Source organism: Bacillus sp. T17B1 (assembly GCF_026796395.1).
In the GTDB taxonomy this organism is placed as follows: Bacteria; Bacillota; Bacilli; order Bacillales; family Bacillaceae; genus Bacillus; species Bacillus spizizenii_A.
Window position 1 is genome coordinate 34,266 of record NZ_JALAYA010000015.1, and the last position, 16,164, is coordinate 50,429.

Annotated in this window: 1 protein-coding gene and 1 pseudogene; both read left to right on the forward strand. The window is 37.1% G+C overall.

Going from position 1 to position 16,164, the window contains the following annotated elements; all coding sequences use genetic code 11:
• Window positions 1-5: 5 nt before the first annotated feature.
• Window positions 6-10,472: an SDR family NAD(P)-dependent oxidoreductase gene (locus MOF34_RS08415; protein WP_268399765.1), complete on the forward strand. Its 10,467-nt coding sequence runs from the start codon at window positions 6-8 to the stop codon at window positions 10,470-10,472.
• A 109-nt stretch (window positions 10,473-10,581) separates the two neighbouring features.
• Window positions 10,582-16,098 (forward strand): annotated as a pseudogene (locus MOF34_RS08420) (SDR family NAD(P)-dependent oxidoreductase); the annotation flags it as partial.
• Window positions 16,099-16,164 lie beyond the last annotated feature (66 nt).

Here is a 16,164-nt window from a genome sequence, read left to right on the forward strand (position 1 = left end):
TCAATATGCATACACCTAATCAACAACAAAAAAGGGAAATATTGAAACGCCTACTAGATAAGACAGAACAATCTCCAAAAGATATTGCCATCGTAGGTGTTAGTGGACAATATCCAATGGCCAAAAATCTTAATGATTTTTGGGAGAATATTAGTAATGGAAAAAATTGTATCGGTGAAATTCCTAAAAATCGCTGGGACTGGGAAGAGTACTACAATCCAGATAGCTATGAACAAGGTTTAAGTTATACTAAATGGGGCGGTTTTATAGAGGATATTGATAAGTTTGATCCAGCATTTTTTAACATTACACCGAAGGAAGCAGAAGAAATTGACCCTCAGGAAAGGTTGTTTTTGCAAACAGCATGGGCAACTATAGAAGATGCAGGCATCACAAGATCTACACTAATTGAACAAAGCTCAAAAGTTGGGGTTTTCGTAGGAATAATGAATAACTTCTATGTACGCCAAGGGGGGACTTCGGCATATTGGTCTCTTGCTAATCGTATTTCGTACTTTATGAACTTACAAGGTCCTAGCCTAGCGGTAGATACAGCCTGCTCTTCATCGCTGACTGCTATTCACTTGGCTTGTGAAAGCCTAAAAAAAGGGGAGTGTCATACAGCGATTGCTGGAGGAGTAAACCTAATACTCCATCCTGACCATTATGGGAATTTGTCACGAATGAACATGCTTTCTAAGGATGATAAGTGTAAAGCTTTTGGTGCGAACGCCGATGGATTTGTGGATGGTGAAGGCCTAGGTGCTGTTCTACTCAAACCATTGCAAAGGGCAATAGCAGATAACAATAGGATATATGCGGTAATCAAAGGAACTTCTATTAATGCTGGAGGGAAAACCAGTGGATATACAGTTCCTAATCCGAATGCTCAAGCAGACCTAATTAAAGCAGCCCTTAAGGAAGCTCGTATTTCCCCAGAAACTATTTCCTATGTAGAGGCCCATGGAACTGGAACATCTTTGGGTGATCCGATTGAAATAGCAGGTCTAACTACAGCGTTTCAGGGGGAAGACAAATTTAATGAAAGTTGTCCAATTGGTTCTGTTAAGTCAAATATTGGTCATCTCGAATCAGCCGCGGGTATAGCCGGTTTAACCAAAGTGCTTTTACAAATGAAACACAAGAAATTGGTACCCTCATTGCATTCAGAACAGTTGAATCCGCGTATTGATTTTGAGAACACACCTTTCTATGTGCAACAACAGTTAGAAGAATGGGAGAGACCTGTAAAGTACGAGAATGGGGAAAGGAAAACGTTGCCTCGAAGAGCTAGTATTAGCTCTTTCGGTGCAGGAGGTGCCAATGCCCATATCATTGTGGAGGAGTATAATGAACCCTTAGTTCAAAACAATTATGTTAAGGAAGAAGAATGCTTGTTTTTACTTTCAGCCAAAAATGAAGCGACATTGCGTGATTATGCTAGTGAATTGCAGACTTTTTTAGTGCAAAACAGGTCGGAAATCAAAATTGCTGATATCACCTATACACTTCAGATTGGTCGAGAAGCAATGGAGACACGATTAGCAATTGTCGCTACTAATATAGACACGCTAATAGAGAAGTTAACATTTTTCAATAAAGAGCAAACAAATATTGAAAATCTGTACTATCAAAAGGAGTCCGAAACCCAACAAGAACAGGAAATACAAAAAAGTCTTCAACAAAAGAATTTAAGCCGACTGGCTAAATTATGGGTTTCTGGTATAGATATTGATTGGTTAGGGTTATATCAGGGAGAAAAACCCAAAGTGGTCTCACTGCCCACTTATCCATTTGCAAAGGAGTCCTATTGGATATCAAGGAGTAACAGTATACCTAATGATAATAGAGAGAAATTACACCCTTTGCTTGTCAGTAATATATCAACTTTAAAAGAACAAAAATTTACTGTACAGTTGACAGGACATGAATTTTTAATGGCTGATCATAAGTTAGGTAATCAAATGGTCTTACCAGGTTCAGCCATTTTAGAAATGGCTAGGGCTGCAGGTAGTTTTTCCACAGAGAATAAAATTTGCAGTATAAAGGATATCTCCTGGAATCAACCTATTGTTTTGAAACAAAAAGGTAAAGAATTGGCTAATAAGGATGTTTTTGTAAGTCTGTTTATGGTTGAAGACGGTATCGAATATGAAGTGTGGACTTTCACCCAAGAAGAGAAAAAACTAATTCATGCCGAGGGGTTAATGACGTATGGTGTATCTGATAAACCAGGAAATTTAGATTTAAATTCTATTAGTTCCCGATGTAATCAAACTATGCCACAGGACGAGTGTTACAACCATTTTCAAAAAGCAGGTCTTAATTATGGAACAAGCTTTCAAACCATACAGGGAATATATTTCAATCGGGAAGAAACTCTAGTAGAGCTATCTTTACCTCCCCACTTAAAGGAAAACCAATCAGAATATGGATTACATCCCTCCCTGTTGGATGGAGCTTTTCAAGCTGTTATAGGGTTATTAATCGATAAAAACTCTACATCAACTTATTTACCTTTTTCACTAGGTGAAGTTATTCTCGTTCGGCCATTAACAGATAAATGTTATGCTCACGTCACTTGGGCAGAGCAACAACCAACTGGGCCCGAAACAATGTATAGCTTCATGATTAACATTTTGGACAAAGAAGGACAAGTACTTGTCCAACTAAATAATTTCACTGTGAAGATGTCTTTAACAAAAAGCACTTCGATTAAAGAGTCTGAGACTTTGTTACTGCAAAAGGTTTGGCACAGAAAGGAGATTGATTTTTCAGAAGAAAGCCAACAGTTATCGGGAAATATCTTATTATTTAGTTCCGATGTTAATCTTCGTAATATACTGAATGGACAATTGAGTGAGCATGATAAAAGAATTATCCAAGTTAGGAAGGGTGACCGATTCACATGTGTAGGACATGACACATATGAAATTAATCCTTTACAACCGGAAGATTATCGGAACTTGTTGAAATCTATAAAAGAAGAACATTTTATCCCAAACCACATTATTCATTACTGGTCAAAAGAGGAAGACAGCAATTCTAACACTCTATTAAGCGAACAATTGCAACAAAGCATATATTCCATAGTGCATCTTAGCCAAGCACTAATAAGTGAAAAATATCAAAACGGCGTCAATTTACTATATGTATACCCGTTTGAAAAGGAAACGCCCGTACCAACATATGAAGCAGTCCACGCACTAGTAAAAACAATTGAATTAGAGAATCCTAGAATTGCAACCAAAACAATCGGAATCTCAAGAGACCAACGGTACATATCCATATGTCAAATCTTTTCCAAAGAATTGACAGTTGACGCTAACCACCATTCAGATATTCAGTATATTTCTGGGCAGAGATATGTTAATTCATTTCAGGAAAAGCAATCTCAGAAGGAAGAATCTGTACCTTTACGGAAGAATGGGGTATATATTATTACCGGGGGGACCGGTGGAATAGGTTTTCTGTTCGCAAAATACTTTGCTGAAAAATACCAACCTAAACTAGTCCTCGTTGGACGACGGGAATGGAGTCTCGAAATAGAAAATCAGGTAAGAAAACTGGAGGACATGGGAGCTGAAGTTAAGTATATTTCAGCAGATATATCAAATCAAGATCAAGTAAAACACATCATCAAACATACAAAAAATAAATTTAAGGAAATTCACGGTATTATTCATAGTGCAGGGGTAATACGAGACTCTCTCCTCTATAAAAAGACGAAGCAAGATATAGATGACGTATTGGCACCAAAGGTTTTTGGCACAGTTTGGTTGGACAAATATACAGAGAATGAAAAACTAGACTTCTTTTGCTTATTCTCTTCAATAGCTGCACTGTTAGGTAATGTAGGGCAAGCAGATTACGCTTATGCAAATAGTTTTATGGATCATTTTGCTCACCTAAGAGACAGAAAACAAGCACAAGAACAACGTTATGGAAGAACACTTTCGATTAATTGGCCTTACTGGGAACAAGGTGGGATGCAGTTAGATACTGATGAGCAGAACTGGCTGAAACAAACGTACGGTCTTCTACCTTTACGTACAAGAAATGGGGTAAAGGCATTTGAAAAGGGGTTAACAGCCTCTTATACACAACTCGCTGTAATGGAAGGGAACAAGAACAAACTATTACGGTCAATACAAAATTCACTTCCAAAAAATGAAGCAAGTTCTTATGAACCACTAGTGGGTAACGACATACAACAACTACGCCAAAAGACAGAACAATATTTAGCAGTTATACTCTCGGAAGAAACGAAGATACCTGTATCAAATATAGATGTCGAGAAAGAGTTTGAAACATTTGGAATAGATTCAGTTATTATTATGCGAATGGTTCGCAAATTAGAAAAAGTTTTTGGTGAACTGCCTAAAACATTATATTTTGAATATCAATCCATTGAAGAATTAACAACATATTTTATGGAAGAGCATTATGATAAATTAATTCACATACTCGGGATATTAAAGAGGGAAGAAACGAAAACTTCCGAAGAGAATCATATTGAAGAACCGTTTTCTAGAAGTAAGAGACAACGTGTACGATTTGAAAAAAATGATCAGCAACAAAATGATGATATTGCTATTATTGGTTTAAGTGGACGCTACCCTCAGTCTGATAACTTAGATGAATTTTGGGAAGTACTCAAAAGGGGGCGTGATTGTATTACGGAAATTCCCGCAGAGCGATGGAATTATATGAAATACTACGATCTAGAAAAGAAAATCGGAAAAACTTACAGTAAGTGGGGAGGTTTTATTAGCGATTTCGATAAATTTGATTCGTTATTTTTCAATATATCCCCAAAGGAAGCAAGAAATATTGATCCCCAAGAACGTCTGTTTTTGGAAACTGTATGGCATACAATAGAAGACGCCGGCTATACAAAAAGGGAGCTTGAGAAACGGAAAATAGGTGTTTTTGTTGGAGTGATGTATGGTCAATACCAATTATATGGGATAGAAGAGGAGGCAAAAGGAAATTTTGTTCTACCAAACTCATCCTATGCATCTATTGCCAACCGTGTTTCTTATTTCTTTAATTTCCATGGCCCAAGTTTGGCTTTGGACACGATGTGTTCATCTTCGTTAACTGCCATACATTTGGCAATTAACAGCCTCCATCAAGGAGAAAGTGAAATGGCGGTAGCAGGTGGTGTGAATCTAACTATTCATCCGAACAAGTATTTACTATTAAGTGGTTCCAACTTTGCTTCTAGTGATGGACGTTGTCGAAGCTTTGGAAATGGTGGCGATGGTTATGTACCTGGTGAAGGTGTGGGAGCTATCTTATTAAAGCCCCTTAACAAAGCTATTGCCGCGGGCGACCATATTTACGGTGTGATAAAAGCTAGTACCGTAAATCATGGCGGGAGAACCAATGGTTATACAGTGCCTAATCCAAATGCTCAAGGAAATCTCATCAAGGAAGCAATGAAAAAAGCAAATGTATCTCCACAAGATATTAGCTATGTGGAAGCTCATGGAACAGGAACATCATTAGGGGATCCAATTGAAATCAACGGATTAATCCAAGCTTTTGGTAAACAGCATGCCAAGCAGTATTGCTCAATTGGTTCAATCAAGTCTAATATTGGTCATTTGGAATCGGCCGCTGGTATTGCAGCCCTTACTAAAGTGTTGTTGCAAATGAAACACAAGCAACTGGTTCCTTCGATTCATGCGTCTGAACCTAATCCAAACATCAATTTTAGACAGTCACCTTTTTACTTACAGCAATCATTGGAAGAATGGAGGCAACCAACTGTTTTACAAGATGGAAAAGAGAAAAAAATTCCCAGAATCGCTGGAATTAGCTCTTTTGGTGCAGGAGGTTCGAATGCCCATCTCATCGTTGAAGAGTACATCCAACAAAAATTACCGATTGATGTTAAGGAAGAGCCACAAATACTCATTTTATCAGCCCGTAATAAAAACAGACTACAAGTATATTCGAGAAAAATGATAGAATTTCTTGATAAGACGATTAGCAACAGAAGATTAAATAGTAAAAAACCAGAGTCACAGATTTCCTTTGCTGACATTGCCCACACTTTACGATTTGGGAGAGAGGAATTTGATGAGCGATTAGCCATTATTGCTTCAACTATAGAGGAATTTAGAGGTGAATTGAGCCAATATATTCAAGGGCAGCATTCTTCATCCATTTATGTTGGAAATATAAATGAGGTTACAGAAGTTACAAAGATTTCTGATTTACACTCTCATGGAAGAGATGTACAAAGTATTGTAAGTAAGTGGAGGGAAAATGGAGAGTTAGGTAAAATAGCTGAGTTGTGGGTGGCAGGTGTAAAAATTCATTGGGACAAACTATCGCTAAATAAAGGTACAAAGCAACCACTCCCTACCTATCCATTCCAGAGAGAGAGGCATTGGATTTTTCGAGAAGATGCTAAGCCTAATAATACCGCATTCAGTAATTTAGAGATTCATCCTTTGGTAGAATTCATTCATCCTGATTTAAGCCTAAAAAACAACGGTATCGTTTATGTGAAAAAATTGAAATACAATGATTTAATCGTCAAAGATCATCTTGTAGATAAAAAACGACTTCTTCCTGGTGTTGGCCAATTAGAAATGGTAATGGGTGCAATAACTCATTTAAAACAAAGTAACGGTTATAGTCTATCTAATGTAGTTTGGTTACAGCCAGTACTCATGAACCAAAAGGAACTGGAACTTCATATCTTGATTAAAGAAAAAGATGGACAACTTACCTTTGAAATTCAAAGTACTCCCGAAGATAGGACTATTACCCATTCAAAAGGCATCATCCGTAAGGAGAGTCTACCTAGGGGTGAGCAGGAACAATATGTTTCTGTTGAAGATGTAAAACTGAGAACGACATTCGAGTTAGAAAAGACGGAATTCTATGAAAGTTTTTCTGAGATAGGTATTGATTATGGTCCGTATTTTCAAAGTGCACAACACATCTGGGGCAACCAACTAGAAGCATTAAGTAAGTTCCAGATTTCACAGGGACAGGAGGAACAATTAAGACAATATAACTTACATCCATCTTTAGTAGACGGTGCACTACAAACAATTGCGGGTATCCAAGGTCAGGATAATGCTCTGAAATTGCCATATTCTGTTGAACGTGTAGTGGTGAAACAGCCTCTTTCTTCTTCTGGTTATGCCTATGTTCATTCAACAGGGAATGATATTTATCAGGTAGAATTGTTGGATAACGAAGGGCATGTATGTGTCAGTCTTCATGATGTTAGTGTTCGTCCAGCACCTGTGAAAACAATACCATCGACTTCTATCTATTATAAGCCTAGATGGAAGCGCTCACCTTTACCCCTCATTTCTCAACTAGATTTTACAACACATCAGAAAATATTAATTATTTCTCATAATGATTGTGCTGGATTAGACGTTGGTTTAGCGGAAGTGCACGATAGATCACAAGTTTATAATATTCATTTAGGGAAGAAAAACGTTAAATATTCAGACAATACTTGGGAAATTAACTCAAGCGACCCATACTCTTTCAAAGCTTGTTTGCAGGAATTCCCAAGTGATATTGAAGTGGTTTACTTCCTCGGAGGGATTAAAGGAAAGGGGATACAACTTACGGACATTGATCAACTGAACAATACACAAGAAGTTGGTGTTCTTAGTTTGTTTAGAATTGTTCAAGCATTAAGTGAGCAAGGGTATGATGAACGATATCTACGTTTACATGTCATCACAAATCATGTATATATACTCTCACAAGATGAGCTTCCAAATCCGGAAGTAGCAGGTATACATGGACTAACAAAATCGATGATAAAAGAGTATCCTTACTGGGATATAAGCTATACAGATGTTGATCTAAGATCGTTTATTAATACATCACAATCATCTGTAAAGCAAGGAACAATTAAAGCTCTAATGGCTGAATCTTTTGCTAAATCAAGTGAAGATATTTTAATTTATGCGGGTCAGCGTTATGTCCGTTCACTTTCACAAATTTCACTCCCGCCGGTAAAGGAAAGTGGTTTTAGGAAGCATGGCGTATATTTTATTCTTGGGGGTGCTGGAGGTATTGGTTTAGCATTAAGCCAATATCTTGTCCAGCAATTTGAGGCAAAAGTTATCTTAATCGGTCGTAGCCCATTAAATGATGAGAAACAGCAAATGATAGATGAAATAAAGAGATATGATGGACAAATATTATATATTCAGGCAGACGGTACTGATCTAAAAAGTATGCAAGATGCTGTTAATGAGGTAAAGTCTCGATTTGGCCATATTCATGGTGTTATTAATTCTGCTATTGTTCTCAAAGATAGTACGATAAAAAATATGGATGAGGAGTCATTCCAAGCTGTATTATCGCCAAAAGTCCAAGGCAGCTACATCCTCTATCAAGTGTTTAGAGATGAACCACTTGATTTCATGATGTTTTTCTCATCTGCCCAATCCTTTAGTGGAAATGCTGGACAAGGCAATTATGCAGCTGCCTGTACGTTTAAAGATGCTTTTGCTCAATATCTTAAGCGGACCGCTTCCTTCCCGGTTAAAATTATTAATTGGGGATATTGGGGTGATGTTGGTATTGTGGCCTCAGAACATTATCAAAAACTATTAAGTTCTCAAGGAATTTATTCTATTGATTTGCATGAGGGAATAGAAGCGTTAGAGAGAGTTCTTCATTATCCAGTCGACCAGGTGATGGTCATGAAAGCGGAAAAAGACGTATTAGAACATATTGGTGTAGATATGAATTCCTTGATGATTCAACATCGTGTTAATCTGCCATCTACGTTGCATTCAACGATTGATGTGAATCGAAGGCCAAGACTTAATGAAGAATCCCTGCAAAAGTCAAGGAAAGCATTTCTGGAGATTGAAGAACTTAGTGAGCTAATGTTATTGCTCATGTTTCAGAACTTAGGGGTTTTTAAGAGTAGTCATGAACAATACAAAAAAGAAGAATTGAAAAGGAAGCTAGGGATTATTGATCAGTATAGTCAATTATTCGAGGCTCTATTAGATATTATGGCACGAAGTGAATTGATTCAAATTGAGGAGAAGACTATACGAACCACTTCCCGAGTTGAAAATCCATTTTTACAGGAAGAGATCAAGAGTATAACGCATAGATTTGATCAGTCAGATAGTCTTCTAGACATGAAGGGCCACGTAGATTTACTAAGAACATGTTTCCAAAATTTTGCTGATATTTTAAGGGGTAACGTTCTTGCCACTGACATTATATTCCCTAATTCATCAATGACCAAGGTAGAAAACATTTATCAAAACAATGTCGTAGCAGATTATTTTAATCAATTGATTGTCTGGGGACTACGTTCTTTTATCCAGAAACGATTGCCAACATTGAAGGAAGGAGAAAAAATAAAAATATTAGAAGTGGGTGCTGGAACGGGAGGAACAAGTGCCAAAGTATTTGAAGGAATTCATGAATTTGATGAACACTTGGAGTATGTATATACAGACATTTCCCTAGGATTTATTAATTATGGTCGAAACAGATATGGAGTTCAGAATCAATTTGTTAAGTTTTCCTTATTAGATATTGAAAAGGATATTCAGTCACAGGGATTTATTCTTGGTGGATATGATGTAGTTATTGCTACAAATGTGCTCCATGCGACCAAACAATTGCAGGAGACATTGAATAACATTAAAAAACTACTAAAAACCAATGGATGGCTTATTTTAAATGAAGCAACGATCGTTAATAACTTTACAACCTTTACCTTTGGATTACTTGAAGGATGGTGGCTGTACGAAGACTCTGAGGAGAGGTTGCCATACTCACCTTTACTCAGCACATCTATGTGGGAAGATCTATTGAAGCGATTAGGATATGAACAAACTACTGCCCTAGAATCCATGTCTCAGGAGAATAGTGTCTTTGTCCAAAATGTTATCATTGGGGAAAGTAATGGACTCTCAGAAATTGTTCAAAACAGTACCTCCACTAAAATTGTGGATACAAAGGAACTTTCCTTTGAAATAGCAGAAGAACAGGTGTCTCAAGAAATGGTAGCAGTGACACAAGAGCCTACTTCACAGTCTCACACAGTTTCGGCACAAAAAAATAATATACGGGATTATATTGAAGAGACATTGGTGAACTGTATTGTTGAAGCGCTTGAGGTGAATATTGAAGACATTTTTATTGAGAAACAGTTCTCTGAATATGGTGTTGACTCTATCACCGGATTAGAACTAATAAAGAAGATTAATGATACATTAGGCATCACTTTAAGGACGACAGTTTTATTTGATTATACGAATGTAAATGTATTAACAGATTATATCTTGAATCAATATGGCGAAATCATTTCTCAAGCAATGTCTGATGGCGTAATAGAAGAGGAGGATGAAGAACTAGAACTCCTGAATAAATTAGCCAATGGTGAATTAAATATTGATCAAGTTTATAAGTTAATGGGGTGGAATTATGGAGCGGAAGATTAAAAAAATACTTGACTTGATACAGAATGGAAAGCTGTCACCTTTAGATGGAAAAAAACTAATTGAAAAGATGAGTCAATCTCGGGCTGATGAAACACTTCAGCCCGATCAAATGGAAACAGATAATGTAAAGGGTTATGAGAAATATAAATCAGTTGTCATACAAAAACCAGGGCCAATTTCAAGTATTCAGACGCATGCAATTAACCCGAAAGATCCCGGGAAAAACGAAGTTCAAATTCTTGTTCATGCTTTTTCATTAAATTTCGGTGATTTACTTTGTGTAAAGGGTCTATACCCGACTATGCCAGAATATCCTTTTTCACCTGGTTTTGAAGTTTCTGGAGTGGTTACCAAAACAGGGTCAGAAGTTTCAAGGATTAAAGTAGGTGATGAAGTTATAGCATTAACTGGCCCACAACTTGGTGGACAAAGCTTTGTTTTAAATACACATGAAGCATTAGTCGTCAAAAAACCAAAAAATTTGAATCATCAAGAAGCATGTTCGTTACCCATTGTCTATTTGACGATGCATCATGTTTTTAAAAAAGCGGATGTTAAACGTGGTGAAAAAATTCTGATTCAAACAGCTACAGGTGGAACAGGTTTGATTGCAGTACAAAGGGCTCTTCAGCAAGGAGCTGAAATTTTTGCTACGGCAGGATCACAAGAGAAAATAGAATATTTGAAACAACTAGGGGTGCATCATTGTATCAATTACCGAAAAGAAGATTTTGAACAAAAAGTATTATCCTTGACTGAAGGTGAAGGTGTAGATGTAGTTATTAATACCTTGTCAGGCGAATCAATCCAAAAAGGGTTAAACATTCTGAAGCCCAATGGACGGTATCTTGAAATTGCTATGACCGGTTTAAAAACTGCTAAACAAATCGATTTATCATGTTTAGACAATAATCAAATCTTTTACAGTATTGACATGCGTAAAATGATGTTGTCAAACATAGAAAGTGTTACACAGTACCTTGATGAAATGTATGAAGTGCTAGAAAAAGGGATGATTAAGCCGACTGTAGGTAAAGTATTTTCTTTTTCAGATATCCATCAAGCCTATAAATATTTAGATCAGAGAGAAAATATTGGGAAAGTTGTGGTGACTACACCATCTACCCTATGGAGCGATAAAGATTTAGTACAAGGTGAAAAACAGAAGACAACCTACGATGCAAAGGCAACTGAAACTCCAAATAGAAAAGATGTTGCGATTATCGGGCTATCTTGTCAATTTCCAGGAGCCAAAAATAAAGAACAATTTTGGTCCAACCTATCTCAGGGTGTCAGTTCTATTCGAGAAGTTCCAAAGAATAGATGGGACCCTGATAAATATTATGATAGTGACCCGAAAAAATTGGATAAAACAAATTGTAAATGGGGAGGATTTTTGGATGACATTGACCTATTTGATGCATTATTCTTCAAAATATCTGGAAAAGAAGCTGAATTGAGTGATCCTCAGCAACGTTTACTATTGGAAGAAAGTTGGAATGCATTAGAAGATGCAGGATATGCCAATGACCAAATTTCAAATAAGTCTTGTTCTGTTTTTGTTGGTCTAAGCAATGGTGACTACGTGGAAAAGATGAATGAAATGGGCGTTGAAAAAGAAGCGCAGTCATTTTGGGGGAACCACAACTCGGTATCAGCAGCAAGAATATCATATTTTCTTAATTTGAAAGGACCTAGCATAGCAATAGATACAGCTTGTTCTTCTTCATTGGTCAGCATTCATTTGGCGTGTCAAAGTATCATTTCTGGAGAGAGTGAAATGGCCTTGGCTGGTGGTGCTTTTATCAACGTTACTCCTCAGTTTCATATTGCTTCTAGCAATGCTGAGATGCTTTCTCCTAGGGGAAGAAGTGCAGCTTTTGACAACGATGCCGACGGATTTGTTCCTGGTGAAGGCGTAGCCATGCTCGTCTTAAAATCTTTGGATGACGCCGAACGAGATGGTGATCATATTTACGGAGTGATTAAAGGTTCTGGAATCAATCAGGATGGAACGACGAATGGTATCATCGCTCCTAGTAGTCTATCGCAAACGGAACTAGAACAATCAGTATATGAAAAAGCAAATATTAACCCAGAAAAGATTACTTACGTTGAAACACACGGAACAGGGACTAAGTTGGGTGATCCAATTGAAATTGAGGCGTTAACGAATGCATTTAGGAAATCAACTGCTAAAACCCAATACTGTGCGATCGGTTCAGTTAAATCGAATATAGGTCATGCTGCTACAGCGGCTGGAGTTGCGAGCGTAATAAAGGTCTTGCTGTCAATGAAAAATAAACAAATTCCGCCTTCACTTAATTTCGATAAACCAAATGAACATATAGACTTTGAGAATAGTCCATTCTTTGTCAATACAGAATTAAAAGATTGGAAAGTGAAGAATGGAGAAAAACGACCCGCAGCAGTCAGCTCGTTTGGTTTTAGTGGAACCAATGCTCATTTAGTTATTGAGGAACCGCCTACACGAGCCAGTATTTCACAAGAAAATCCATTGTACTTGATCCCTTTTTCAGCGCGAAACGAAGAAGGTTTGTTCCAACAAATCGCTAACTTAGAAAAATGGTTGCTAGAAGAAGATGAAAAATCCATTGCTGATATTTCCTACACGTTAATGGTGGGGAGAAAACATTTTGGCGTCCGTGGGGGGTTGATTGTGAGGAATGTGGATGAGTTGAGACAGAAGTTAGATGAGATTCTAGAACATGGGGGAGTTGCCAATTATTATCAGTTCAACAACAGAACATCCTCACAAAAGTATGACCAAGCTAAGGAAGACCGAGGTAAGCATATTTTGAATGTCACGCTACAGCTAGTGGGATTGTCAGAAAGTAAATATAAAGAAAAGTTGTCGTTCCTGCTAGATTTATATATCCACGGGTATGACTTGGACTGGGGAAAAATATACAGAGATACCAGACATTACCGTCTATCAATGCCAACCTATCCTTTTCAGAAAAAACGTTTCTGGTTGCCTAGTAATTCTGTACCAAAGGCAAGAACAGTTATTCAACATGTAGATGGTGGGATTAAACAGATCCATCCATTAATAGAACAAAATACCTCTGACTTAAACAGAATAAAATTTACTACCCGAATGTATGGTAACGAATTTTTCCTAAAGGATCATGTGATAGGTGATGAAAGTGTGTTGCCAGGAGTAGCTTATATCGAGATGGGACGCGCTGCGGGTCAAATCGCTGGTAAAGCAAAAGTTGCGAAAATGAAAAATCTAGTATGGATCCATCCTTTTAAAATAAATAATACTTTCAAGGACATACATATTAAACTGGAGCCAAGACAGCAAGAAGTTCATTATGAAGTATTTTGTGAATCCAATAAAGAGGAATTACTTCACCATGGGAAAATAATATTTGAACATCATGAACAACAAGAGACACAGCCTACGTTTTTAGATCTTGAAGAGGTGATGAGTAGATGCAAACATTTGTCAACAAGTAATGTATTTTACAAGGCTGTTACAAAGACGAAAATATTTTTAGGCCCGAGCTTTCAATCAATTCAAGAATTGTATGGTAATGAGCGTGAAACTTTATCCAGAATTAAACTTCCAGAGGTTGTTCAAGAGGAAAATCATGGGTTCCAACTTCATCCATCCATCATGGATGGTGCATTTCAAACAGCATTAGCAGGCACACAATCTGAAAACTTGTATGTACCATTTTCCTTAGGTGAAATAGAAATTTTACATTCATTATCAAATGTCAGTTCCGTATATTCAGTACGCACAGGGCAACACGAACAATCCATGACCTTTGATGTTGATCTTTTGGATGACAGGGGCCAGGTGTTGGTTCGTGTGAGGAATCTTACAGCTAGGAGATATGTCTTTGATGAAAAGAACAGTCAACCTCAACCTCACCCTCTATATTTTAGAAAGGTCTGGGAGCCTGCACCGCTAAGTTTTGAAAAGAACACTTTACTAGGTAATTTATTAATTTTTGATGATAAAGAAGAGGTTTGGCAAGCGGTAAAATCTCACCCAAGTTTATCACAGGCAATATTAGTTAGACCTGGCGTGGCATTTCGAGAGGTTGAAAATAACGTATATGTGATTAGTCCTAATAAGTATAGTGATTATGTTCAACTGTTAAGCGTTCTTAAACAGAAAGGTATAACTCCAACCCAAATTTTATTTCTATGGGCTCACAGGGAGACTGCTGATACAAGCGATGATGTGTACAAACAACTCAGCTATGGGATTTATGCCATATTTTACTTGAGTCAGGCGTTTAATAAACTTTGGACTTCACATCCACTAGAGTTACTGTATGTCTATCAGTTAACTAATGGACTCTTTGGACAATCGCTACATAAAGCGTTTGAGGCATTTGCCAAATCGATTAGCCTTGAACAGAAAAAATACTTGTATCGATCATTGGCCATGGAATCCATAACTCCTGAAACGGTTCTAGCAACAGCATTGCCTGAATTACAAAGCGCTTCAAAGCAGTTAGATGTTCGATATATGAAGGGACAGCGCTTAGTTAAGCAAATGAGGGAGTTTGCTTTAAATACAGTTGAAGATGGAAATTCTCCTTGGAGGAAACATGGTGTTTATCTAATTACTGGTGGACTAGGAGGAATAGGGTTTATTTTTGCCAAGTATCTCGCAAAAGAATACAAGGCCAATCTTCTACTGACTGGGCGTTCACCTTTAACAGAAAAAGATAAATTGAAAATCGAAGAGATTCGTACTTTTGGATCAGAGGTTACCTATTATCAATCTGATGTTTCTAATCGTCAACAAGTAGAACAGTTGATGGTAGATATTAAAGAAGAAAGAGATTCTATACACGGTATTTTACACTGTGCTGGTGTACTAAAAGACGACAAATTAACGAATAAGACAAGTGATCAAATTGAACAAGTACTTGCTCCTAAAATATTTGGTACTGTATGGCTCGATAAATTAACTAAACAGGAAAACTTAGATTTGTTTGTACTCTTTTCTTCAACTGCTTCTGTTACAGGTAATATAGGACAAAGTGATTATGCTTATGGTAATTCTTTTATGGACCATTTTTCTGATCATCGTGAACAGTTACGTAAAGCTGGACAACGTAATGGAAAAACGTTGTCTATTAACTGGCCGTTATGGAAGGAAGGCGGTATGAAAGTAGAGCAGCAAATTGAAACAATGATGACGAAGACATTAGGTATGGAGCCACTAGAAACGAAGACTGGTATCCAGACAGTCGTAGCCGGTATAGGACAACAGAACAATCATTTTGCCGTCTTTGTAGGAAAACGGGAAAAAATGAAAGCGTTAATCGGTGATATAAACGAAACTAAGCAAGCTGATGAAACTGTATCAACAAAAGGAGATACGAATTTTGAATTAGATACAGATTCACTAAGGCAGTATTTCGAGGATGATGTATTAGAAATTGTTGCTAATCTATTAAGAATAGATAAGGAGCATATATTTCTAGATGAAAATTTTAGTGAATTTGGATTTGATTCTTTAACATTAACAGATTTGAGTAATCAATTAAATGATAGATTTCAGCTAGAGCTAATGCCCTCGATCTTTTTTGAACATCAAACGTTAAGTTCAGTTGTCGACTTTATATTGGAACACCATAATGATTCAGTATTAGAAATGTACCAGGAAAAAATAGATAAACCTACTTTGTCAATTGAT

Excerpts from the sequence above, each read along its gene's own strand:
- MOF34_RS08415 (WP_268399765.1), top strand. The coding sequence starts at position 6 with ATGCATACACCTAATCAACAACAAAAAAGGGAAATATTGAAACGCCTA.